General features: G+C 74.4%; 22 protein-coding genes. 13 read left to right on the top strand and 9 right to left on the bottom strand.

Annotation, left to right across the window (positions count from 1 at the left end; translation table 11 throughout):
• Window positions 1–8: 8 nt before the first annotated feature.
• The 3 genes from ACFWA9_RS04090 to ACFWA9_RS04080 all read right to left on the bottom strand — a co-directional run bounded on the left by ACFWA9_RS04090 (window position 9) and on the right by ACFWA9_RS04080 (window position 4,091).
• Complete coding sequence (locus ACFWA9_RS04090) at window positions 9–845, bottom strand: PhzF family phenazine biosynthesis protein (RefSeq protein ID WP_380382881.1); 837 nt, start codon at window positions 843–845, stop codon at window positions 9–11.
• A gap of 137 nt (window positions 846–982) precedes the next feature.
• Window positions 983–2,389: a dihydrolipoyl dehydrogenase gene (lpdA, locus tag ACFWA9_RS04085; protein ID WP_352296740.1), complete on the bottom strand. Its 1,407-nt coding sequence runs from the start codon at window positions 2,387–2,389 to the stop codon at window positions 983–985.
• Between the two features lie 196 nt (window positions 2,390–2,585).
• Complete coding sequence (locus ACFWA9_RS04080) at window positions 2,586–4,091, bottom strand: M28 family metallopeptidase (protein WP_380382928.1); 1,506 nt, start codon at window positions 4,089–4,091, stop codon at window positions 2,586–2,588.
• Between the two features lie 228 nt (window positions 4,092–4,319).
• Between ACFWA9_RS04080 and ACFWA9_RS04075 the strand changes: the two genes are divergently transcribed.
• From ACFWA9_RS04075 to ACFWA9_RS04065, 3 genes are all read left to right on the top strand, one after another.
• On the top strand, window positions 4,320–4,496 hold the full coding sequence (locus ACFWA9_RS04075) for an antitoxin (protein WP_352296742.1): 177 nt from the start codon (window positions 4,320–4,322) through the stop codon (window positions 4,494–4,496).
• Window positions 4,497–4,830: 334 nt separating this feature from the next.
• Window positions 4,831–5,316, top strand: a complete 486-nt coding sequence (locus ACFWA9_RS04070; RefSeq protein WP_352296745.1) for a TrkA C-terminal domain-containing protein — start codon at window positions 4,831–4,833, stop codon at window positions 5,314–5,316.
• Between the two features lie 4 nt (window positions 5,317–5,320).
• On the top strand, window positions 5,321–6,664 hold the full coding sequence (locus ACFWA9_RS04065) for a cation:proton antiporter (protein WP_380382879.1): 1,344 nt from the start codon (window positions 5,321–5,323) through the stop codon (window positions 6,662–6,664).
• A 19-nt stretch (window positions 6,665–6,683) separates the two neighbouring features.
• Here the strand turns inward: ACFWA9_RS04065 and ACFWA9_RS04060 are convergent, their stop codons facing one another.
• A complete protein-coding gene (locus ACFWA9_RS04060) occupies window positions 6,684–6,863 on the bottom strand; it encodes a hypothetical protein (protein ID WP_380382878.1) in 180 nt (59 codons plus the stop codon).
• Window positions 6,864–6,936: 73 nt separating this feature from the next.
• Between ACFWA9_RS04060 and ACFWA9_RS04055 the strand changes: the two genes are divergently transcribed.
• A complete protein-coding gene (locus ACFWA9_RS04055; protein WP_380382876.1) occupies window positions 6,937–7,521 on the top strand; it encodes a TetR/AcrR family transcriptional regulator in 585 nt (194 codons plus the stop codon).
• A complete protein-coding gene (locus ACFWA9_RS04050; protein WP_380382874.1) occupies window positions 7,518–8,912 on the top strand; it encodes an MFS transporter in 1,395 nt (464 codons plus the stop codon). Before ACFWA9_RS04055 ends, ACFWA9_RS04050 begins: the two co-directional genes overlap by 4 nt.
• 64 nt (window positions 8,913–8,976) lie before the next feature.
• On the opposite strand, the gene ACFWA9_RS04045 is transcribed toward ACFWA9_RS04050, so the two are convergent.
• The gene (locus tag ACFWA9_RS04045; RefSeq protein WP_380382872.1) at window positions 8,977–9,273 is read right to left on the bottom strand and encodes a hypothetical protein; all 297 of its coding nucleotides are present in this window, start codon (window positions 9,271–9,273) and stop codon (window positions 8,977–8,979) included.
• A gap of 89 nt (window positions 9,274–9,362) precedes the next feature.
• Window positions 9,363–10,703: an MATE family efflux transporter gene (locus ACFWA9_RS04040; RefSeq protein ID WP_380382870.1), complete on the bottom strand. Its 1,341-nt coding sequence runs from the start codon at window positions 10,701–10,703 to the stop codon at window positions 9,363–9,365.
• Window positions 10,704–10,868: 165 nt separating this feature from the next.
• Here ACFWA9_RS04040 and ACFWA9_RS04035 point away from each other — a divergent pair, with 165 nt between their 5' ends.
• The 8 genes from ACFWA9_RS04035 (at window position 10,869) to fabV (ending at window position 18,825) form a co-directional block, all read left to right on the top strand.
• Window positions 10,869–11,408 carry a PadR family transcriptional regulator gene (locus tag ACFWA9_RS04035; RefSeq protein WP_380382868.1) on the top strand — a complete coding sequence of 180 codons (540 nt, stop codon included), beginning with the start codon at window positions 10,869–10,871 and terminating at the stop codon, window positions 11,406–11,408.
• A gap of 191 nt (window positions 11,409–11,599) precedes the next feature.
• Entirely contained in the window at window positions 11,600–12,505 is a 906-nt protein-coding gene (locus ACFWA9_RS04030; protein WP_352296764.1) for a class I SAM-dependent methyltransferase, read from the top strand.
• A 167-nt stretch (window positions 12,506–12,672) separates the two neighbouring features.
• On the top strand, window positions 12,673–13,296 hold the full coding sequence (locus ACFWA9_RS04025) for a hypothetical protein (RefSeq protein ID WP_380382866.1): 624 nt from the start codon (window positions 12,673–12,675) through the stop codon (window positions 13,294–13,296).
• A gap of 143 nt (window positions 13,297–13,439) precedes the next feature.
• Window positions 13,440–14,354 (top strand): acyltransferase domain-containing protein, encoded by a 915-nt coding sequence (locus tag ACFWA9_RS04020; RefSeq protein ID WP_380382864.1) that lies wholly within the window; start codon window positions 13,440–13,442, stop codon window positions 14,352–14,354.
• Between the two features lie 350 nt (window positions 14,355–14,704).
• Window positions 14,705–15,589, top strand: coding sequence for an isocitrate lyase/PEP mutase family protein (locus ACFWA9_RS04015; RefSeq protein WP_329485822.1), 885 nt, complete (start codon window positions 14,705–14,707; stop codon window positions 15,587–15,589).
• Between the two features lie 287 nt (window positions 15,590–15,876).
• Window positions 15,877–16,068 (top strand): hypothetical protein, encoded by a 192-nt coding sequence (locus tag ACFWA9_RS04010; protein WP_329485823.1) that lies wholly within the window; start codon window positions 15,877–15,879, stop codon window positions 16,066–16,068.
• Between the two features lie 209 nt (window positions 16,069–16,277).
• Window positions 16,278–17,342, top strand: coding sequence for a bile acid:sodium symporter family protein (locus ACFWA9_RS04005; RefSeq protein ID WP_380382926.1), 1,065 nt, complete (start codon window positions 16,278–16,280; stop codon window positions 17,340–17,342).
• Window positions 17,343–17,610: 268 nt separating this feature from the next.
• Window positions 17,611–18,825 carry an enoyl-[acyl-carrier-protein] reductase FabV gene (gene fabV, locus ACFWA9_RS04000; protein ID WP_380382862.1) on the top strand — a complete coding sequence of 405 codons (1,215 nt, stop codon included), beginning with the start codon at window positions 17,611–17,613 and terminating at the stop codon, window positions 18,823–18,825.
• Window positions 18,826–19,424: 599 nt separating this feature from the next.
• Here fabV and ACFWA9_RS03995 read toward each other — a convergent pair.
• From ACFWA9_RS03995 to ACFWA9_RS03985, 3 genes are all read right to left on the bottom strand, one after another.
• Window positions 19,425–20,273, bottom strand: coding sequence for a hypothetical protein (locus tag ACFWA9_RS03995; RefSeq protein WP_380382860.1), 849 nt, complete (start codon window positions 20,271–20,273; stop codon window positions 19,425–19,427).
• On the bottom strand, window positions 20,270–22,132 hold the full coding sequence (locus ACFWA9_RS03990; protein ID WP_380382858.1) for a GMC family oxidoreductase: 1,863 nt from the start codon (window positions 22,130–22,132) through the stop codon (window positions 20,270–20,272). The genes ACFWA9_RS03995 and ACFWA9_RS03990 overlap by 4 nt, the downstream gene beginning before the upstream one ends.
• The coding region (locus ACFWA9_RS03985; RefSeq protein ID WP_380382857.1) for a hypothetical protein at window positions 22,129–22,689 on the bottom strand (561 nt) is incomplete at its 5' end. The genes ACFWA9_RS03985 and ACFWA9_RS03990, both read right to left, overlap by 4 nt.

Here is a 22,689-nt window from a genome sequence, read left to right as displayed (position 1 = left end):
CGGGGCCGCTACGCGCCCGGGAGGTGGAGGGTCCCGTCGAGGACGGTGACGGCGGTGCCGGAGAGGTGGACGCGGTCGCCGTGGAGGGCCGTCCGGACCAGGCCGGTGCGGGCGGAGACCTGGAGGCCGGCGAGCTGGTCACGGCCCAGCCGGGCCGTCCAGTACGGGGCGAGCGCGGTGTGGGCGCTGCCGGTGACCGGGTCCTCCGGGATCCCTCGGGCCGGGGCGAAGAAGCGGGAGACGAAGTCGTACCCGGCGTCGCCGCGGGCCGCGGGCGCGGTGACGATGACGCCGCGCAGGTCGTCGCGGAGCGTCAGGGCGGCCAGCGCGTCGAGCCGGGGCGTCAGGTCGCGCACGGCGGCCTCGTCCGGCAGGACGGCCAGCAGGTCGCCGAGCCTGCCGGTGTGCCGGGCCGACTCGGGCTCGACGGTCAGCGCCTCGGCCAGCCCCTCGGGGACGGGGACCTCGGTGCCGGGCGCGGCCGGGAAGTCCAGGGTGACGCCGCCGGCCTCGTCGGTGCGGGTGACGAGGACCCCGTGGTACCGGCTGCGGAACCGCACCGTGCCGAGGATCCCCCGCTCGGTGCGGAGCGTGTGCGCCGTGGCCAGGGTGGCGTGCCCGCACAGGGTGGCCTCGACGGTGGGGGTGAACCACCGGATCGCCCAGTCGGCTTCGGCGCCGCCGGGCAGCGGCAGGGCGAACGCCGTCTCGGAGTGGTTCAGCTCGGCGGCCACCTGCCGCATCCAGGTGTCGTCCGGCCACTCCCCGGCGGGCAGCAGGCACACGCCGGCCGGGTTGCCGGCGAACGGACGGTCGGTGAAGGCGTCGACCACGTGAATGCGCATGGCGGGGACGATAGCGGTGGCCCCGGCGGGTCGCCATGGCCAATCGGAGGTGATTGGCCTGGTGCCGGGCGGGCGGTCGCGCCGCCCGCCCGGCACCCCTGACCGCGGTCCTGACCGTGGCCCCGGGCGGGCCCGTGTCACATGTTGATCATGTGCCCGGCCAGACCGTGGACGGCCTCCTTGACCGCCTCGCCGAGCGTCGGGTGCGCGTGCACGTTGCGGGCCACCTCGTGCACGGTGAGGTCCCACTGCTGGGCCAGCGTCAGCTCCGGCAGCAGCTCGGTGACCTCGGGGCCGATCAGGTGGGCGCCCAGCAGCTCGCCGTGCTTGCCGTCGCTGATCACCTTGACGAAGCCGATCGGGTGGCCGAGCCCGTGCGCCTTGCCGTTGGCGGTGAACGGGAACTTGGCGACCTTGACGTCGTACCCCTGCTCGCGGGCCTGCGCCTCGGTGTACCCGAAGCTGGCGATCTGCGGCTGGCAGTAGGTGGCGCGCGGGATCATCACGAAGTCGAGCTCCATGGTCTCGGCCCCGCCGATGGTCTCGGCGGCGATCACGCCCATCGACTCGGCCGCGTGGGCCAGCATCAGCTTGGCCGTCACGTCACCGATCGCGAAGATGTGGTCGACGCTGGTGCGGCCCCGGCCGTCGACGTCGATCGCGCCGCGGTCGGTGAGCTTCACCCCGGTGTTCTCCAGGCCGTAGCCGTTCACCCGGGGCGCGAAGCCGATCGCCTGGAGCACCTTGTCGGCCTCCAGCACCTGCTGCTGACCGTCGCGGGTGACGGTGACCCTGACCTTGGCGGCCGGGTCGCTGTCGTCGATCGACTCCACCCGGGTCGAGGTGAGCACCTCGATGCCGAGCTTGCGGTACTGCTTGCCGAGCTCGGCGGAGACCTCGGCGTCCTCCAGCGGCACCATCCGGTCGAGGAACTCGACGATGGTGACCTTCACACCGTAGTTGTGCAGCACGTACGCGAACTCGACGCCGATCGCGCCGGCGCCCGCGATGATGATGCTGCCCGGCAGCTCCTCGGTGAGGATCTGCTCCTCGTAGGTGACCACGCGCTCGCTGAGGCTGGTGCCGGGGAGCAGCCGGGTGGTGGCGCCGGCCGCGATGATGCAGTGGTCGAAGGTGACGACCTCGAAGCCGCCGCCGCTCAGCGCGACCTGGAGGGTCCGGTCGTCGACGAAGGTGCCCCGGCCGTCGTACTCGGTGATGCCGTTCTTCTTCATCAGGTAGTGGACGCCCTTGACCCGGCCGTCGGCGACGGTCCGGCTGCGGCGGAACGCCTCGCCGAAGTCGAAGCTCACCGTGCCCTCGACCTTGATGCCGAAGGTCTTGGCCTCCTTGGTGAAGATGTGCGCCAGCTCGGCGTTGCGCAGCAGGGCCTTGGAGGGGATGCAGCCGACGTTGAGACAGACCCCGCCCCAGTACTTGGCCTCGATGACGGCGGTCCGCAGGCCCAGCTGGGCGGCCCGGACGGCGGCGGTGTAGCCGCCGGGACCCGCGCCGAGGACGACGACGTCGTAGTGCGTGCTCATGATGCTGACTCCTCCGAGGGTGTCACGGTGACGTGATCTCGGTGCCATGGTGTCAGGAGCCCGGGCGGCGCACTCATCGGCCCCGGCCGATCGGCCGCCGTCCGGGTGCGGCCCGGGAGCGCGACGGGGAAAGGGCGCGGCGCGGCGGGGAACGGAGCGGCGCCGGGGCCCCGCCCGGTGGCGGGGCCCCGGGCGGTCAGGCCGAGACCTCGTGGGTGTGGCCCTCGTGGAGACCGCCACCGCTGCCGGCCTGGCCCTCGGTGTGCTGCGGCGCCACCGGCGCGTGCAGCGAGGAGAGGTCCCAGGCGTAGGTGCCGACGGCGTCGGCGATCACGTCGATGTTGACGTCGAAGGCCTTCAGGTCGAGGTTGCCCAGGTTGTCGCAGGCCTTGTGGTAGCACGGGTCGAACGCCACCCCGGCCGTGCCGCCGTAACGCGCCGCCTGCGCCGCGGACTTGATCACCTCGGCGCCGGTGTCGGTGCCGCCCGCCGGGATCCCCGCGTCGATGAACGGGCCGTAGTCGGAGCGGCCGGTGAAGTCGGTGCCCTCGTGCGGCAGGCCCCGGCGGTCCAGGTAGTCGGTGATGCGCCGCTCCAGTTGCGCCGAGCCGTCCGGGCCGGGGCCGGAGCCGACGTGATCGGAGTCGTCGCCGTCGTAGACGAACTGGGCGGAGTTGGGCGAGGCGATCATGTCGAAGTTCAGATAGAGCTTGATCTTCTTCTGCTCGGCCTCGGAGAGTGACGCCACGTAGGCCTCGGAGCCCTTGAGGCCGAACTCCTCGGCCGACCACCAGGCGAACCTGACCTTGTTCCTGACCGGCCGGTCGCCGAGGTTCTTCGCCACCTCCAGGACGCCCGCCGAGCCGGAGCCGTTGTCGTTGATGCCCGGGCCCGCCACCACGGAGTCCAGGTGGGAGCCGATGACGACGGTGTTCGCCGGATCGCCGCCGCGGGTCTCGGCGATGACGTTCCAGGTCTTGCGCTTCTCCATGAGGGTACGGATGTCCAGGCCCACGGTGACCGGCCCGGCGGCGGCCCTGGCGACCAGCGCCTCGCCCGCCGCCCTGCTGATCCCGCCGGTCGGGACGCGGCCGGCGGTCGGCTCCCCGAGGGTGCCGTTGAGGTCGCCGTCGGTGTTGTTGTAGACGAGGACGCCGGTCGCGCCGGCGTCCGCCGCCGCGGCCGCCTTGACGGCGAAGCTGCAGCCGCCGCGCTTGATCAGCGCGATCCGGCCGGTGAACGCGCCGGCCGCGTAGTCCCCCGCCTCGCAGCCGGTGGTGTCGTCCGCCGGGACGACCGCGAGCGGGGCGGTCAGCCCGGCCGCCGGGCCGCCGACGGAGTACGTCATGGCGATCACCGGTACGTCCTCGGCCTGGGGGGACACCACCGTCAGTTTCTGCGCGAGGGCCTGGAAGAAGGTGTACTCGAATTCCTGCTTCGACACCTTCAGACCGGCCTGGCGGGCCTGCTCGTAGACGTAGCGCGCCGACTCGTCGTGGCCGCGGGAGCCCGCCACCCGGTTGCCGCCGTTGCGGTCCGCGATCCGCTGCAGCGCGGCCAGCGTCCGGCGGGCACTGCCGGCACTGCTCTCCTCGACGAGCCGGGCGGCCAGCTTGGCTCCCTTGCGGCCCGGGTCCGGTGCGGCCGCGGCGCTCCCGGCGCCGACCAGCAGCAGCGGGGTCACCAGGGCCGCGACCGCCAGCGCGGAGCTCGCGACCCGGGTGGTGCGGGCAGCGCCCGGGCGGAGTGAGACGGTCGGGCGGCGGGTCCGAGCATTCACGGCAGGTCCTTCCGAGAGTCCATGGAGATCCCGATTTGACATGCCCCGGGCCACCTTGCCAACCCTGCCGCGAAAGCTGACCGGATGCGGACATCCGGCGGCGCGGCGATCCTGGAGGGAAGGGGCCGTCTCATCCAGGAGGGTGACCGAATGTCCATGATCGACAAGATCAAGCAGATGCTGAAGGGCCACGAGGACCAGGCGGACAAGGCCGTCGACAAGGCCGGTGACACCGTCGACCAACGGACCCAGGGCAAGTACAGCGGCCACGTCGACACGGCCCAGGACAAGGTCAAGGACCAGTTCCGCGACCAGCCTCCCCAGTAGCCCGCCGACGCAGTCCGGACACACGGGTCCGGTACCCCGGCCGGGTGAGCGCCACCACGCGCGCACCCGGCCGGGGTACCGCGTGTCCACGGCCGGACGAGCGCTCCCGTCGGACCGTACGGACCCTCGCGGGGACCCTCCCACCAGGAGGGCTTTACACAGTCATTACCATTGGCACGGTAGCGCTTCCGCGTGTCGCACGCGGCGCGGCGCCGTTCACCCGTCCGGGTGAGCGGCCGCCCCGCCGGGCCGGCCCAGTTCCGGCGGACGGCCGGCCCTGTTCCGGCGGACGTCGCGCACGCCAGCGGGAAGCCCTGACGAGAGGACAGCCGCCGTGTCGATCCCCCGTGTCCGGACCACTCCCCTGCCCGGCGTCGGCGTCCAGTACGACCTCACCACCCGAGAACAACGGCACCTGTCCGTCATCGCCCACCGGGACGGCTCACGCAGCCTCAACGTCTACCGCTCGGACGACCCCGACGCCTGCGCCCAGGCGTTCCGGCTGACGGCCGAGGAGTCCACCGCCCTGGTCGACGCCCTGACGCCCGCTCACCACAACCCGGGCCTGCTGCACACCACCGACCTGGGCCTGGTCGCCGAACGCCTCCCCGTCGAGGGCGCCTCGCACTGGAACGGCCGGCTGCTCGGCGAGACCCGGATGCGCACCGAGACCGGCGCCTCGATCGTCGCCGTGCTGCGCCGCACCGGCGCCGTGCCCTCCCCGACCCCCGACTTCCGGCTGGCCGGCGGGGACATCCTGATCGTGATCGGCACCCGCGAGGGCGTGGACGCCGCCGCCGCGATCCTGGGCAGGGAGTGATCGGATGCACACCGCAAGCGTCTTCATCGAACTCGGCTCGGTCATCCTGGTCCTCGGCCTGCTCGGCCGAATAGCCGGCCGGTACGGGTTCTCGCCCATCCCGCTCTACCTGCTCGGCGGACTGGCCTTCGGCAAGGGCGGCCTGCTGCCGCTCAGCGCCAGTGAGGAGTTCGTGGCCACCGGCGCCGAGATCGGCGTCGTCCTGCTGCTGCTGATGCTGGGTCTGGAGTACACCGCCGCCGACCTGGTGACCAACCTCAAGGCCCAGTACCCGGCCGGCGCCGTCGACTTCGTGCTCAACGCACTGCCCGGCGCGGCCGCCGCCCTGCTGCTCGGCTGGGGCCCGGTCGCCGCCGTGGTACTGGCCGGCGTCACCTGGATCTCCTCCTCCGGGGTGATCGCCAAGGTGCTCGGCGACCTCGGCCGGCTCGGCAACCGGGAGACCCCGGTGATCCTCAGCATCCTGGTGCTGGAGGACCTCGCGATGGCCGTCTACCTGCCGATCCTGACCGCGCTGCTGGCCGGCGCCGGCCTGCTCGCCGGCTCGCTCACCCTCGCCATCGCGCTCGCCACCGCGGGCGCCGTGCTCTTCGTCGCGCTCCGCTACGGCCGGGTGATCTCGAAGTTCGTCTCGCACGACGATCCGGAGAAGCTGCTGCTGGTCGTCCTCGGACTGACCCTGCTGGTGGCCGGCCTCGCGCAGCAGCTCCAGGTGTCCGCCGCGGTCGGGGCGTTCCTGGTCGGCATCGCCCTCTCCGGCGAGGCCGCCGAGGGCGCGCACACCCTGCTCAGCCCGTTGCGGGACCTCTTCGCGGCGGTCTTCTTCGTCTTCTTCGGCCTCAGCACGGATCCGACGAGCATCCCGCCCGTCCTGCTGCCCGCGCTGCTGCTGGCCGTGGTCACCGCGCTCACCAAGGTGGCGACGGGGTACTGGGCCGCCCGCCGGGCCGGGATCGGCGAACGCGGCCGCTGGCGGGCCGGCGGCGCGCTGGTCTCGCGCGGGGAGTTCTCCATCGTCATCGCCGGTCTGGCCGTCACCGCGGGGATCGAGCCCGAACTCGGGCCGTTCGCCACCGCGTACGTGCTGATCCTGGTGGTCACCGGCCCGCTCGCGGCCCGGTACACCCAGCCCGCGGTGGAGCGCCTCGGGGCGCTGCGCGGGCGCTGGACTCCGGCGGCCCGGGTCACGCCGGGCGCCGAACGGCTGCCCGGCGCCGGGGCGAGCGACGCCGCCGCCGTGCCGGAGGCGATCACACGGGAGCGGCCGGAACCGGCGGAGCTCGTTCAGGACGGGTTCGCGCAGGACGGGCTCGCGCAGGAGCAGCCGGCCAACGGGCTGCCGCGCTGAGGCCGGGCCCCGGGGCGGATCAGTCGGACCGGTCCGCCCCGGGGCCGGGCTCCCGGGCCGACCCGGACCGGCGGCCGGGCTCGGGGTCCGGCACCGCACCGCAGTTCTCGCAGGGCTGCCGCCCGGCCCGCTCGCGCAGCCGGCCGCACTCCGGGCAGACCCGGTCCAGCCAGCACGCCGATTCGCCGCCTTCGTCCATACCGCCGATTCTGCCCGTCCACTCCCGCGACGGCGAGTAGACACTGTCTACTCGATCCTGGTAGACAGTGTCTATGAACGATCAGGACTCGGGCCTGCGCGCCCGGCTCGTGGCGGCCGGCGTGGAACTGGTGACGTCCCAGGGCGTCCACGCGCTCTCGCTGCGCGAGATCGCCCGCCAGGCCGGCGTCTCGCACGGCGCGCCGCGCCGCTACTTCGCCACCCACGTCGAGCTGCTGTCCGCCATCGCCCGGCACGGCTTCGACGAGCTGGCCGCCGACCTCACCCGGGCGACGGCCGGCGCGGGCCCGGGCCCGCGCGAACGGCTCGCCGCACTCGCCCGCGGCTACCTCGGCTTCGCCGCCGCCCAGCCCGGCATGTTCGAGCTGATGTTCCGCCACGACCTGCTGGAGGGCAGCGGCATCGGCCTGCGGCAGACCAGCCTCCCGCTCTTCCGGACCTTCACCACCCTGGTCGCCGAGATGCGGCCACCGAGCGGCGCGGAGCCCGCGGCGGCGGCAGCCGCACTCTGGGCCAACCTGCACGGGCTCGCCCAGCTCCGCGCCTGGGGCAGCCTCCGACTCGCCACCGGCAGCGACGACATCGAGCCGCTGCTGCACGCCGCCCTGGCCGCCCACCTGGGCCCGGAGGCACCGTGAAGACGCCCGCCCGCCGACGCCTCACCCTCGCCGGGAGCATCACCGGCGCCTCGATCGTGGCCCTGGACGGCACCGTCCTCACCGTCGCCCGGCCCGCCATGCAGCACGACCTGAACGCCTCCTTCACCGCCGTCCAGTGGACCAGCACCGCCTACCTGATCGCGGTGGCGAGTCTGCTGGTCTTCGCCGGCCGGCTGGGTGACCGCTACGGCCACCAACGCGTCTTCGCCGTGGGCGTGCTGGGCTTCGCCGCCGCCTCGGCCGGGATCGGCCTGGCGCCCGGCATCGGTGGGGTGATCGGCCTGCGCGTCGCCCAGGGCGTGGCGGGCGCGCTGCTGCAGCCCGCCACCCTGGGCATGCTGCGCGCGGCCTACCCGGCCGACCGGCTCGCGATGCCGATCGCCCTGCGCACCAGCGCGATCGGCCTGGCGGCCGCCGCCGGACCGGTCGTCGGCGGGGCGCTGACCGCCCAACTGGGCTGGCGGGCGGTCTTCTTCCTCACCGTCCTCCCCGCCGTCGCGGCCGGGCTCGCCGCGCTGGCCGTGCGGATTCCGCAGCCACCCGCCGACCGGTCCACCGGCGCCCTGCGCGCGCTCGACCTGCCGGGCGCCGCCCTGCTCGCGGCGGCGCTGGTCTGCCTGGTGCACACGCTCGTCGGGGTGCCCGAGCACGGCCGGCCGGCCGCCACGGCGTTCGGCCTGCTCGCCGCAGCCCTGCTCGGCACCGCCTTCGTCCACCAACAGCGGCGCGCCGCACACCCGTTGCTGCCGCCGCGGGTGTTCGCCTCGCCCACCGTCGCGTCCTCGCTCGGGGTACTGCTGACCGCGTCCGCGGCGCTCTTCGGGACGCTGTTCCTGGCCACCTACTTCCTCCAGGACGTGCTCGGGCTGGACCCGTTCCAGTCCGGCGTCCGGGCGCTGCCGCTGGCCGTCACGATGGTCGCCGCCGCCCCGGCAGCCGCGGTGCTGATGCGCCGCCACGGGGCCCGGGCCACCGCCGGGGCCGGGATGCTGCTGCTCACGCTCGGCACCCTGCTCGCGGCCCGGTTCGACGAGTCCACCGGGGCCGTCGCGATCGGCGGCAGCTTCCTCCTGCTGGGCAGCGGGTTCGGGGCGGTGATGGTCACCGCGACGGCCGCCCTCGTCCGCGACGCCTCGGTGGCGGACGCGGGCGTCGCCGGAGGGCTCCAGCAGACCGTGATGAACGTCGGCCCGGCCCTGGGGACCGCCGCCGCGACCACCCTCACCGCCGGCCGTCCGCTCGTGACCGCCATGGGCCCGGCCCTGCTGGTCCTCGCGGCCACGGCGGCGGTCGGCGTCCTGCTCGCCACCCGCCTCCCGACCCGGGCCCGGGCGGCGGGGGTGGTGGAGGCGACGCGGCCGGGGCACTGAACCGGTCACTCCCCCGCAAGGGCGTACGTCCTCCCGGTCGGTGCCCTCGGGCCCGTCGATCGCTTCACGCCGTCGAGTTGTCGACGATTTCGGCGATCTCCACGTACTCGATGGACGGCGCTGCGCCGTAGAGACCGGTCACGCGCTCGCGCAGCTCGGCGGAGAAGAACTTCTCCGCCTGCTCCTTGGACTCCCAGACGTAGAAATTGACCGCCTGCTGCCGCTCCTCACTGAAGGTGAAGAACTTGAACCGCACGCCCGGCATGCCTTCGAACATTGGGCGTGCGGTCGCGGCGACGTCGACGATCCGTGACCGGTCGAAGTCGCCGGGGTAGGAGAAGGTAACGGTGACGCCGATCATGGCTACTCCCCTGTCGGCAGGGTGAGATCACCTTCGAATTCTACTCGGAAGCCGCACTTCGTGGCTTCGGGATCGCATCGGGGTGGGCGTCACTCCGGCGTGGCCCGAAGCGGGGTCTGCCCGGCGGGTTCGGCCGCGCCGACCGGCTCGGCGGGCTCGCCCACCGGCCCGGGGGTTCGGCGGCGGTTCGGGGCCGGCAGGCGCATCAGGATCAGCTGGGTCAGCGCGCCCACCGCCATGCCGGTCCAGAGGCCGTTCACCCCGAGCGGCACCGACAGGGCCACACCGGCGGCGAGTTGGACGCCGAGTCCGAGCAGGCTGGCCGTCACCAGGCGGCGGCCCGCGCCGGTGGCCTGGAGCACGCCGCCGAGGGTCACCACCAGGGCGTAGGGCAGTACGTAGAGCCCGGCCATCCGCAGGTAGCCGACGGCCTGGGCGGCGACCGCGTCGTCCCGGGTGAAGAGCGCGGTCACCGGCACCGCGAGCGCCGCGCAGAGGACGGCGGCGCCCGCGCCGAGGGTGCCGGCCAGCCGGGCGGTGTCACGGCCCAGGGTGCGCAGCCCCGCCGTGTCGCCCGCGCCGGTCAGCCGGGCCGCCTCGATGGCGGCGGCCTGCCGTACGGCGTAGAAGGCCATGGTCACGACCAGCATCACGCGGTAGCCCACGCCGTAGCCGGCGACCGCCGGTACGCCGAAGGACGCGACCAGGGCGAGCTGCACCGTGCCGACGCCCATCCGGGCGGTGAAGTCGAGGCCGAACGAGGCTCCGGCGGAGACGATCCGGCGGGCCTCCGGCAGGAGCCCGCCCGCCGGGGGCGCCCCCCGGCGGCGCCGGCGCCGGAGCAGCAGCGTGACGGCGAAGGTGAGGGCGCGCGCGGTGGTCAGGGCGAGCGCCGCGCCCGTCACGCCGAGCGCCGGGAACGGTCCGGGTCCGAGGATCAGCAGCGGGTCGAGGAGGAGCAGCAGGGCGTTGGTCAGCAGGGCGAGCCGCATCGGCGTCCGGGTGTCGCCGGTGCCCTTGAAGAGCTCGTCGGCCACCCGTTGACCGAAGAAGAGTCCGACGGCGGGGAAGGCGATCGCGAAGTAGTCCGCGGCGAGTCCGGCGGCGGGGCCGTCCAGGAAGGCGTCCGCGATCGGGTGGCGCAGCAGGAAGCCGGGGACGGCGAGCAGCAGGCTGCCGAGGGCGCAGAGCCGCCAGGCCGCCCGCGCGGTCCGGCCGGCCGCCGCGCGGTCCCCGGCGCCGACGGCGTGCGAGATCCGGACGGTGGTGCCGGAGGCGACCACCAGGACCAGGCCCAGCAGCAGGTTCTCGACGGTGCCCGCGAGGGTGACGGCGGCGACGGCGGGCGCGCCGAGCCCGCCGACCCAGTACGTGCTGATGACCGAGGCGATCACCCCGGACAGGAGTCCGGCGTAGACCGGCCCTGCCAATCCGATCAGCCTCGGCAGATGTCCTCGCACGTCGCCCCCCGGTTCCGTCGGCAGCGCTCGGCCGCCCTCTTGGTGTCTCGAACAGAGATACATCGTTTAGAGGCACATCGGCAAGAGGTACCATGACGCCCGAACCGCGCGTGCGACGACGGAAGGGCTTCACCGGTGCTCACCCTCGCGATCCTCGGCTTCCTGTACGACGAGCCGCTGCACGGCTACGAGTTGAAGTCACGGATCACCGGCCTGACCGGCCACGCCCGGCCGGTCAGCGACGGCGCGCTCTACCCCGCCATCGCCCGTCTGGAGAAGGCCGGACTGCTGGAGCGCCGCAGTGAGCCCGGCAGCGGTGCCGCGCCGCGGCAGGTCCTGGAGCTCACCGCGGCGGGCCGGGCCGAACTGGAGCGCCGATTGGCCGACCCGGCCGAGGCCGAGATCTCCGACCAGATCCGCTTCTTCACCGTGGCCGCCTTCCTCGACCGCCTCACCGACCCGGTCGCGCAGGCCGCGGTCCTGCGGCGCCGGCTGGCGTTCCTGGAGGCGCCGAGCAGCTTCTTCTACGACGCGCAGGGCCGGCCGGTCGCGGCCGAGCAGGAGTCCAGCCCGTTCCGGCGCGGCATGCTGCTGGTCGCCCGCGCGTCCGGCGCCGCCGAGCGGGCCTGGCTGGCCGGGACGATCGCCGACCTGGAGGGCGGCCGGGCGTCCTGAGGCGGGCTGCGGGAGGGGCACGGAAGGGCCGCCGCCCGCGGTCGCCCGGGGCGTGCTCGGGTGCCCGGACAAGGGTGCGAAACGGTCCGCCGATTCCTGTTCCGGGCCTGGCGCAACTGGGGCGTGTCGTCGCTATGATGATCCGCCTCACACCATGGCGCCGCCGCGGGGTGAACCGTACGCGCCGGGCCATGCCCGCACCCCTGGAGGCCGCCGTGCCCACTGCCGACACCGGAACCGCCCGCCCGCAGCAGCTGACGCGCGACGGCATCCCCGGCTGGTTCTTCAAGGTCGACCAGGAGGCCTTCGCCCACTTCCTCACCGAACAGAGCGCGGCCGGGCACACCGGCGACATCCTCGAACTGGGCACCTACCTCGGCCGGAGCGCCGTCCTGCTCGGGGACCACCTCCGGCCCGGCGAGCAGCTGACCGTCTGCGACCTGTTCGACTCCGAGGCGGGCGACGCCGACAACGCCGCCGAGATGACGATGTCCTACCGCAAGACCCTGACCAGGAGCGCCTTCGAGGCCAATTACCTCACGTTCCACCCGCGGTTGCCGGTCATCGTGCAGGCCCCCACCTCGGTACTGGCCGACCGCCGGATCCCGGACGGCAGTTGCCGCTTCGTCCACATCGACGCCTCGCACCTCTACGAGCACGTGGCCGGGGACATCGAGGTCGCCCGGGCGGCACTGGGCGAGAACGGGCTGGTCGCGCTCGACGACTACCGCTCGGAGCACACCCCGGGCGTCTCGGCGGCCGTCTGGCAGGCGGTGTTCACCGGCGGACTGCGGCCCGTGCTGCTCACCCCCATGAAGTTCTACGGGACTTGGGGGGACGCCGAGGAACTCCAGCGGGTGCTGCTCGGCCGGGACTGGCGGGCCGGCGGCTACACGGTGGACGAGGACGCCATCGCCGGTGCGCGGGTGGTGCGGCTGAAGTACGCGGTCAAGCCGGGCGCGGCCCAGGCGCACCGCTCGGCCCCGCGGCGCCTGGCGCTGGACCTGCTGCCGCCGGTCGCCACCCGCGCGACCAGGCGGCTGCTCCAGGCGCTGCGCGACCGCCGCGCGGGCCGGCCGGTGGTCCGTACCGGCTGATCCCGCGCCGGCTGGTCCCTCGCCGGCGTTCGCGGGGAGGGCCGGGCGGCCCCCGGCAGGGCCGGCCGCCCCTCCCGCCGGGGCCGGGCGGATGGCGTCGATCCCGCTCGGTAGGCTGTCGCGATGCACCGGACCACCACCGCGCCGACCCCCTCCGAGCTGCCCGGATGAGCGTCTTCCTGCCTCCCGAGCCGCCGGCCTTCGCCACCTCCTCACCACGCGAACGGGTCGCGCGGGTCCTCACCGAATCGCTGGCGCCCGCCCATCTGGTCATCGCCCTGCTGCTGCTCGTCGGCGCGCACAGCACCGAGGGCTGGTCCGGGGCCGGCTGGGGCCTGCTGGCCGCGCTGTTCTGCGGCGTGGTGCCGCTCGGCGTCATCGCCCTCGGGGTGCGGCGCGGCGCGCTGACCGACAAGCACATCCGGGTCCGCCGCCAGCGCGTCGTCCCGATGGCCGCCAGCCTGCTGTCGGTGGTGGCGGGCGTGGCCCTGCTGTACGCGCTGGACGCCCCGGCGGAGGTCGCCGCCCTGGTCGTGGCGATGCTGGCCGGACTGGTGTCGGCGCTCGCCGTCACGGTCTGGTGGCAGATATCCCTGCACAACGCCGTGGCCGGGGGCACCGCGATGATCCTGGTGCTGGCGTTCGGCCCGGCGGCGCTGCCGGTCGCGGCGGCCGCGCCGGTGGCGGTGGGCTGGTCGCGGCTGGTGCTGAAGGCCCACACGGCCGCGCAGGTGCTCGCCGGGACGGCGCTCGGCGGTGTCTGCGCCGTGGTGTTCGCGCTGCTGCGCTGAGCCCCGGCCCTCCCTCGGCCCTCCCTCGGCCCGCCCCCGGCCCGCGCTTGGGCCCCCCGGACTCGGCGGCCGCACCGCACCGCGCTGCACCGCACCGCACCGATAGGGTCGGCGGGTCGCCGCCGGGCCCTGAGGAGGTCGCGTTGGAGCCGGTCACGCTGCCGGACGCGGAGCAGCTGCCCGAGGCGCTGCTCGAACTCGCCGTCCCGTTCGAGGAGGTGAACGCCGTGCTGGCCGCGCGCACCCGGCTGGCCCGGGACGGCGGGCTGCGGGCCGCGTTCGACGAGGCCCTGCGCGAGCAGGTGGCGGCGGTCGGGACGCTCGGCCGGCCGTCCGGTCTCCACGGCAGCCGGCCGGCGGGGTTCGAGGCCGACGGCCACCTCCTGACCCTGCTCTTCGTCGCCCTCGCCCCGCACGCCCGGGCGTACCACCGCGCCCTCGGGATCGGCCCGGCGGTGACCAGGAGCACCCTGGCCGACCTCGGCCGGCAGCTGGTGGTGAGCCGTTGGCGGGGCCACCCCGGCGGGCTGGGCAACCCCTCCTGGCTGACCCTGCACTTCCGGGGCGAGCTGTACCAGCTCGGCCGGCTCCAGTTCCAGCCCAAGCGGCTCACCGGGGCGGACGCCGAATCGGCGGCCGCGGCCGGGTTCGGCCCGTGGAGCCTGCAGTTGCACATCCCCGACCACAGCGGCCCGCTCTCCGCCGAGGCCTGCGACCGTGCGCTGGCCCGGGCCCGCGACTTCTTCGCCCGGCACTTCCCCACCGAGCCGTACGCGACGGCGTTCATCTCCTCCTGGCTGCTGGACCCTCAGCTCCGCCGCCACCTGCCGGAGGACTCCAACATCGTCCGGTTCCAGAAACGGTTCACCCCGCTGCGCCCGCCGGGCGAGCCGGCGGACGACAACCCGCTCCGCTACGTCTTCGGCGACAGCGGCCGGCCGCTGGAGTCGCTGCCCCGGGACACCCCGCTCCAGCGGGCCCTGGTGGACCACCTGCGCGCGGGCGGCCACTGGTACGTCGTCGGCGGGTGGCTGAGGCTCAGCGAGGCCGACGCCTGACCGGCGAGGCCGACGCCTGACCGGCGGTCAGGACCGACACGGCCCCAGGGGGCGCGGAGCGGCCGGCCGGGATCCGGAGGCCGGGACCCGGGGTGCCCTGCGCGCCCACGGCGGATTCTCCTACGCCATTCCGAATTGATATGACTGCGCATCACTCACACGGGGGAACTTCCTTTAAAGATTTGCCCACGGAACATTAAAGGTCGCATAGTGAGAGTGCCTCATTTGGCCCTAGTGATGGCCAAGTTCAGGCAAAGTCCGGTGCGCGTCGCGCCCGGGCGGTAGCCGGCTGTCAGCCGGTCCCGCCGCCCGCCGCGCCGCGCCCCACCTCGGCAGGTGAGGAGAAGGCAATGCTTCACGAAGACACGGCGCCGGGCTACGGGCAGCGCCTCCGCGAGGACGTCGCGGCCCAGGGGACGACCCCGCTCATCGGCGTCTACGACATGTACTCGGCCTCGATCGCGGCCGAGCACTACAACGGCATGTTCGTCTCGGGCTTCGGCTTCGCGGCGTCCTACTACGGCCTGCCGGACATCGGGTTCATCGCCTGGCCCGACATGGTGGCCTTCGTCGAGCGGCTGCGCGGCGCGTTCCCGCAGCACCACCTCCTGGTCGACATCGACGACGGCTACGTCGATCCGGAGGTGGCCTGCCACGTGGTGCGCAGGCTGGAGCGGATCGGCGCCTCCGGCGTCATCCTGGAGGACCAGAAGCGCCCCCGCCGCTGCGGTCACGCCGACGGCAAGCAGGTCCTGCCGCTGGAGGAGTACCTGGAGAAGCTCGACCAGGTCCTCGCCGCCCGCACCGACCTCGTGGTGGTGGCCCGGACGGATGCCACCGAGGAGAGTGACATCCTGCTGCGGGCCGAGGCGCTCGCGGCCACCGACGCCGACATCGTCCTGGTGGACGGAGTGCGCAGCGAGGAGTGGATCCGCCGGATCCGGCAGGTCGTGGGGGACAAGCCGCTGCTGTTCAACCAGATCGCCGGTGGCAAGTCCCCCCGGCTCTCGCTCTCCGAGCTGGGCGAGCTCGGCGTCGACGTCGCCATCTACAGCACCCCCTGCCTGTTCGCGGCGCACCGCGCGATGGACGAGGCGCTGGCCGGGCTGAAGGTGGCCGACGGCCGACTCCCGGCCCCCGCCGAGGACAGCCCCCAGATCGGGGTCCGGGAGTCCACCGAGCTGCTGGAGCGGAACATCGCCCGCCCGCGCCGGCGCGAGGCGGTAGGAGCGTGACGTCCGCATCGCGCGGCGGGGCGCGGCCGGGCCCGGCGGGGGGCGGCCCGGTGTCGGGGGGCTCGGCGTCGGGCGGCTCGGCGTCGGGCGGCTCGCGGCGGGGCCGTGCGGTCCCGCGCGGGCCGGCACCGAATCGCGCACCGGTGTCGGCCGGGGAGGTACCTCCGAGGCGTCGGGCCCTGTGGCCTCCGGCCCTGTGGCGCCCGGCCGCCGCCGCTCTGTTCGGCGCCTGCGTTCTGCTCGGTGGGGCCGGCTCGCCCGCGGTGGCGGGCGGCGGCCTGATCACCGTGATCGACAACTCCCACTCGGACTCGCTGGTGAGCACCGACTCGCTCCTGGAGATCGACAAGTCGGGCAACCTCCAGTCCGGACAGGGCACGGCGGGCAGTGACCAGGGGCCGGCCAATGCCCTGGTGGGCACGGTGCTGGGGATCGCGCCGGTCACCGCGGTCGACTCGTCGGCAGGGAGCGACGAATGAGCGGCGGGCTCCGGCACCAGGCTCATGGGCCCGGTGCCGGCCCGCCGGGTACGCCGGGTCAGCAAGGTTCGCCGGGCCCGCCCGGTCCGCCGGATCGGGCTGCTGCGGGGCCGGAGGGCCCGGAGGCCGTGGCAGCGGGCCCGAGTACGGGGCCGGCCGCCGCGGCGGCCGCGCCGCCCGGGCCCGGTCCGGCTCGACGCGGGCTCCGGCTGCGCGGGCTCGACCCGTACGTGGCGGCGCTGGCGGGTACCGTCCTGCTCGCCACCTTGCTGCCCGCCACCGGTCGGGCGGCCCGGGGGGCCGAGCTGGCCTGCGACCTCGCGGTCGGGTTGCTCTTCTTCCTGTACGGGGCCCGGCTCTCCGCCCGCGAGACGCTGGCCGGGCTGCGCCACCTCCGGCTGCACGGCCTGGTCCTGGCCTGCACCTTCGTCCTCTTCCCCCTGCTCGGGCTCGCCACCGCCGCCCTGACACCCCGTCCGCTCACCGAGCAGTTGCAGACCGGCGTGCTGTTCCTCTGCCTCGTCCCGTCGACGGTGCAGTCCTCGGTGGCGCTCACCGGCGCCGCTCGCGGCAACGTCCCGGCTGCCATCTGCGCGGGCACCTACTCCAGCCTCGCCGGCCTGCTCCTCACGCCGCTGCTGGCCGCCTGGTTGCTGGGCGCCCACACCACCCTGTCCGCCGACGGCCTGCTGCGGATCGGTGCGCAACTGCTCGCGCCGTTCCTCCTCGGGCAGGCGCTGCGCCCGAGGATCGGCGGGTTCCTCACCAGGTACAAACGCCTCCTCACCCCGGTGGACCGGGGCTCGATCCTGCTCGTCGTCTACACCGCCTTCAGCGCGGCGGTGGCCCAGGGCATCTGGAGCATGACCACCCCCACCGCCCTGCTCGGCCTGCTGGCGGTGCTGCTCGCCCTGCTCGCCACCACCGTCGCCCTCACCGGGCTCGGCGCCCGCCTGTTGGGGCTCGACCGGGCGTCCGGCATCGCGGCCCTCCTCTGCGGCTCACAGAAGAGCCTGGCGAACGGCCTGCCGATGGCGACCGTCCTGTTCGGACCGCAGGCCGGGCTGCTGGTGATGCCGTTGATGGTGTACCACCAGCTCCAGCTGATCGCCGGCACGCTCCTCGCCGGCCGCTGGTCACGGGCGCCGAACCCTTCCGAGGAGGAGGAGCCGGCCGCCGCCGGCGGGGAGAGCGGCGTCCACGCCGAGTACGAGTCGGAGGCCGCGTTGTCCGGTGGCGGGGAGCCGCTCCCGGTCGGCCGGTCGCAGGACTGACCGGTCCACCGAGCGCTGCCCGAGAACGTCCACCCGGTCCCGCCGGGGCCACCGAGCGCGAGCGCGGAACTCCCCCCGAGCGGCCCTGGCCGGCAGGTCGGGGCCGCTCCTCGCCCGGCCGTACATGGTGGAAACACTCCAAGATCGTCTCGCGATCATTGTTCCTGGCAGGGCCCACGGCCCGCATGCGACCTGGAACAGACTGGCAGGGCGCGGTGGCCCGGTCGGCCGCCGCGCTCCTGTCACGGCCGACCCAAGGACTGCCATCGTGAACGAGCGTGTTCTCACTCCCCGCAACCGGGGTTTCCTCTTTCTCGACTCCCACCCGGCCGGGTGCGGGCAGTTGGTGGCCGACATGTGGCAGGCCTGCCCCGCCCCGGCCGCTCCGCCGGAGGGCGACGGGCCGGTGGCGCTGGTCATCGGTTCCTCCGCCGGGTACGGTCTGGCGGCCACGCTCGCCGGTCTCAAGCGGGCGGGTATCCGCGGTATCGGCGTGTCCTTCGAGAAGGCCCCCACCGCACGCCGCACCGCGACGGCCGGCTGGTACCGCACCGCCGCCACCGCCGACCTGGCCCGCGCCGCCGGGCGGGACATGGTCTTCCTCAACGGTGACGCGTTCTCCGACGCGATGAAGGAGCAGGTCGCCGATCTCGTCGAGCAGCGGTTCGGCGGCCGACTGGACCACCTGATCTACTCGGTGGCCGCGCCCCGGCGTACCGACCCGGAGACGGGAGCCACCTACGCCTCGGTCCTCAAGCCGATCGGCGGGGTGAACCGCACCAAGACCCTGGTCTTCGACGAGGACGGCGTGCCCGAGGTCCGCGAGGTCGAGACCGGGCCGGCCGAGGGCGACGACGTGGCACAGACCGTGGCCGTGATGGGCGGCGGCGACTGGGAACGCTGGATCGACCACCTCGCCGGGCGGGGCCTGCTCGCCGAGGGGTTCAGCACCGCCGCGCTCTCCTACATCGGCTCGTCGCTGACGGCGGCGATCTACCGGCAGGGCACCATCGGCGCGGCCAAGGCCCACCTGGAGGCCACCGCCCGCACCCTCGACGCGCGGCTCGGCAGGACGGTGGGCGGGCGGGCCGTGACCTCCGTCAACGGCGCCGCCGTCACCCAGTCCTCCACCGCGATCCCCGGCATCGCCCTCTACACCGGCCTGCTGCGCGGCGTCCTCGGGGGCGGCCTCGTCCCGCCGATCCACCAACTCGCCGCCCTGTGGGACCAGCTCACCGGCACCGCCCCGCTCGCCCTGGACGACGAGGGCCGGGTCCGCCTGGACACCTTCGAACTGACCGACGACGTCCAGGCCGCCGTCGCGGCCCGCTGGGAGAGCGCCACCACGGCGACCATCGCCGACCTGGCCGACCTCGACTGGTTCCGCGCCGAGGTCCGCCGCCTCTACGGCTTCTCGGTGCCCGGCATCGACTACACCGCCCCGGTCGCCACCGACATCCCCTGGCCCGACCACACCTCCTGAGGAACGCCCCCGGCCGGGCCGGGCCGGTTGGCTCAGGGGCCCGCCGGGGTGGTGCGCGCGGTCGGGGGGCAGTGCGAGCCGGCGTCGCCGACGACGTGCCGCGGCATCGCCGTCCACACCTTCCGCCCAGGAGGTCGCGCCGGACGGATCAGCGCCCCGCTGCTCGTCGTGCCCACTCGATCCGGACGAGGGAGCCGATCCCGACAACGATGAGAGCAACGACCCCGAGCTTCTTGACCGTGTCTTCCCAGAGCAGGTGGATCATCCATTGGGCTATGCCATGCGTTTCATTCACAGGGGTGATCGTAGGCAGAGCCTGAGGGCGTTCTTGCTGGTGAGAGCCGGATCGCGGCAACGATCCGGTGTCAGTTCAACGCGGTACCCGTGCCGCCGTCCCCAGTACACCGGACGAATGATCACCGGGCCCGCCCGTTCGAGCCGGACGTTCAAGAACAAGCTGAGCGGCTGCTGTTCCGAGATGACCGTCGTCCGGGGGTCTGGCAGCGGCTCCGGTGGCGGGCGGGGTGGCCGGGCGGGGAGTCGGGCGGTCAGGTGCGCGCGCCCGGCCTCCGGGGCGAGGTGCGGGCCGTGGGCGCGGCTCAGCGGACGTAGTAGGGCCGGTTGTGGGCGGCGACCGGCGGGGACTGGTAGGTCCAGACGCCGGCGGCGGGCGCCGTCCCGATCAGGCGGTCGAGGTCGGCGACCGCGTCGTCGGCCGAGGGGCGCTCGCCGAGGGTGAGGCGGACCCGATCCGCGGTGCGGTCGTCCAGCGCGTAGAACCGGTAGGTGTCATGGACGTCGAGCGGCCCGGCCAGCAGCCGGCCCTCCTCGTCGGTGCCGTAGCCGGTGATCGGCGTGTTGTTGACCGCCTCGGGCGTGAGGCCCACCAGGTCGGCCTCGACGGCGAACAGTTCGCCGTCCTCGCGGCTCAGCCCGTCCGGACCGAGCGCGGCGCGGCGGCAGGAGACCGACCAGCGCTCTCGCACGGACGCGGCGTTGAGCGAGGGCAGCTCCGCCTCGAACCAGCCGGGCCGCTTCGGCTCGGCGTAGAGCCTGCGGCCCGCGTCGATGGCGAGCGGGTTGTCGCAGAGGACGTGCATCCGGGCGATCCCGAGCAGCTTGGTCTGGTCGTAACCGCGGGCGTACTGGCCGTAGTTCAGCTCGGGGAGGCGGTCCTCGGCGAACGCGGGGTGGGCGATGACGTTGATCTCCACCTCCTGGGTGATCCCGCCGCCGCCCGGGTACTGCGCGAAGTAGAGCTGGTAGTTCAGCGAGACGCAGGCCATGCCGTCGAAGAGGGCGACGGCCAGGCCGGGGTGGCGCTTGGCGAGCAGGTCGCGGCAGGGGCCCGGGGCGACCAGGTAGTCCACCCCGATGTTGTGCAGCGCGCCGTAGTGGAACGGCAGGTGGTAGGGCTCGGGGACGGGCGGGAGCGGGAGTGCGGTCATCGGGACTCCGTCGGTCGTCGGGCGGGCACGGGCAGGTCGACCGGCGCGGTGCCTGCGGCAGGCGCCGCAGGCACCGCAGGCACCGCAGGCGCAGCTGGTTCGGCGATCGTCACCGGTCCGTGCAGCGCCAGCAGGTCGCGGTGGATCCGGTCGGCGCTGCGCAGCGCGAGCGCGGCCATGGTGAGCGAGGGGTTGGAGGTGCCGAGCGACGGCATCGATCCGCAGCCGACGGCGTAGAGGTTGGGGTGGTCCCAGCAGCGCTGCCACTGGTCGACGACGGAGTCGGTCGGCGAGTCGCCCATGAGGTGCGTGCCGCCGGCGTGGCCCGCCCCCCGGTAGGCGTACGGGCGGCCCTCGTGTTCGAGCCGGCCGGGCCAGCGCGGCCCGGCCTCGTAACGGGTGTGGTCCTCGGCGCCGAGCAGCGCGAACAGCTGGTCGGAGACGGCGCGAGCCGAGGCCATGCCGCGCCGCACGTACGGCGAGAGGTCGTAGTGCAGGGCGGGGCGCGGCAGCCCCAGCCGGTCCCGGCGGTCCGGGTCGAGGGTGACGCGGTTGGCCGGGTCGGCGGGCTGCTCCAGCTCGAACTGGAGGGCGAACTGCCGGCCGAGCCGGTCTCCCAGCCGCTCCCTCAGCTCCTTCCCGCGCGCTCCGGCGGCCAGCAGTTCGGCCACCTCGACCTGCGGCGGGCCGGCGGCCCAGGACCAGCCCCAGTTGCCGATCTCGACCCGGAACGGCGCGCGGCGGGTGCGGCCGCCCCCGAAGCGGAACGCCTCCAGCCCGCTGGTCGACCCCGGGCCGCGGTAGGGGCCGACGGGGTCCGGCATGAGCCCCCAGGTGAGCAGGGCCGGGTGGTCCATCAGGTTCCGGCCGACCTGGTCGCTGCGGTTCGCCAGGCCGGAGAGGAGCAGCAGCCGGGCGTTCTCGATCGCGTGGGCGGCGAGGACGACCAGGTCGGCCTCGACCCGGTGGGTGGCTCCCCCGGAGAGGTAGTCGACGCCGGTGATCCGGCCGGTGCCGTCGGCGAGGACGCGGGCGGCCACGGCGTCGGTCCGCAGTTCGACGGTCGGTGCCCAGCGGGCCTGGGTGCGCAGCGGCGTGTACTTGGCGCCGCTCGGGCAGATCGGGACGCAGCTGGCGCTGCCCGCGCAGGGCGTGCCCGGTTCGTGCGGCGCGTCCCCGGCACGACGGTTCGGCAGGCCGTGGCGGGCGTGCGGGGTGGGGACGACGGCGAGGCTCGCCGCCTCGGGGGCGGCGGGGTCGCGGACGGTGCGGCCGTCCAGCGCGCGGGCCAGCCGCCGGTCGAGGTAGCTGGCGGGGATGGCGCGGGTCGGGAAGGCGTAGCCGTCCGGGATGGGCAGGCCGACGGCCTCGCGCTGCTGGTCGGCGTCGGCGGCCACGCCCAGCTCCCGCTCGGCCAGGCGGTAGTACGGTTCGAGGTCGTGGTAGCCGATCGGCCAGTTGCGGCCGTGCCCGAGGTCGCCGGTGCGGAAGTCCTCGGGGTGCATGCGCGGGGCGAGTCCGGTCCAGAGCAGCCCGGTGCCGCCGTTGACCCGCAGGTAGCCGCTGGCGTACGGCAGGGGTCCGTGCTGGACCAGGTAGCCGGTCGCGTCGAAGCCGCCGTCCGGCCGCCCGGCGAGGTCGCCCACGTCGGGGGACGGCGCGTCCTCGCTGAGCGGGTACGGGGAGGTGGGCGTCCCGCCGCCGGCCGCGCGGTAGGCCGTCGCGGTGGCGGCGGCGGGACGCGCGGGGTGCCCGGCCTCCAGGACGAGGACGCGCCAGCCCTGCGCTCCGAGCCGCTCGGCGACCAGCGAGCCGGCGAAGCCCGCGCCGACCACGACGGCGTCCCAGCGCGCGCTCATCGGCCGCCGCCGTACTGCGGCGCCTCGGCCCAGCTGCCGTGTCCGGGCGCGGCGGTGCCGGGGGCGGCGCCCTGGAAGGTGCGCCACATCAGGCCCCGGTCGTAGGCGCGGGGCGAGGAGGGCAGTTCCCCGGGCCAGGCGCCGACGTACCAGAGGTGGACGAGGGCGTGTTCGTCGCGGACCCGGCGGGCCAGCAGGGTGCGGTGGTGCTCGTGGGCCATGCCGGTGGCGCGCAGTTCCCCCTCGTCGAAGCCGGTGAGGCCGGCGGAGATCCGGAGGAACTCGTCGAAGTCCGCGAGGGCGTCGTGCTCGGCACCGTCGTCGTCCTCACGGTCCTCGCGGTCGCGGCCCGCGTGCACACGGTCCGCATGGCGACGGTCCGCGTGGCCGTCGAAGTCGAAGCGGCCGGCACGTCGGTGACGGCCGTCCTGCCCGTCAAGGCCGTAGAAGCGGTCGTCGTGGTCGTCGTGGTCGTCGTGGTCGTCGTGGTCGTCGTGGTCGTCGTGGTCGTCGTGGTCGTCGTGGTCGTCGTGGTCGTCGTGGTCGTCGTGGTCGTA

The organism is Kitasatospora sp. NPDC059973, assembly GCF_042737525.1.
GTDB lineage: Bacteria > Actinomycetota > Actinomycetes > Streptomycetales > Streptomycetaceae > Kitasatospora.
Note: the sequence above shows the minus strand (reverse complement) of the source record. Positions and strands in the feature narration are given on the sequence as shown.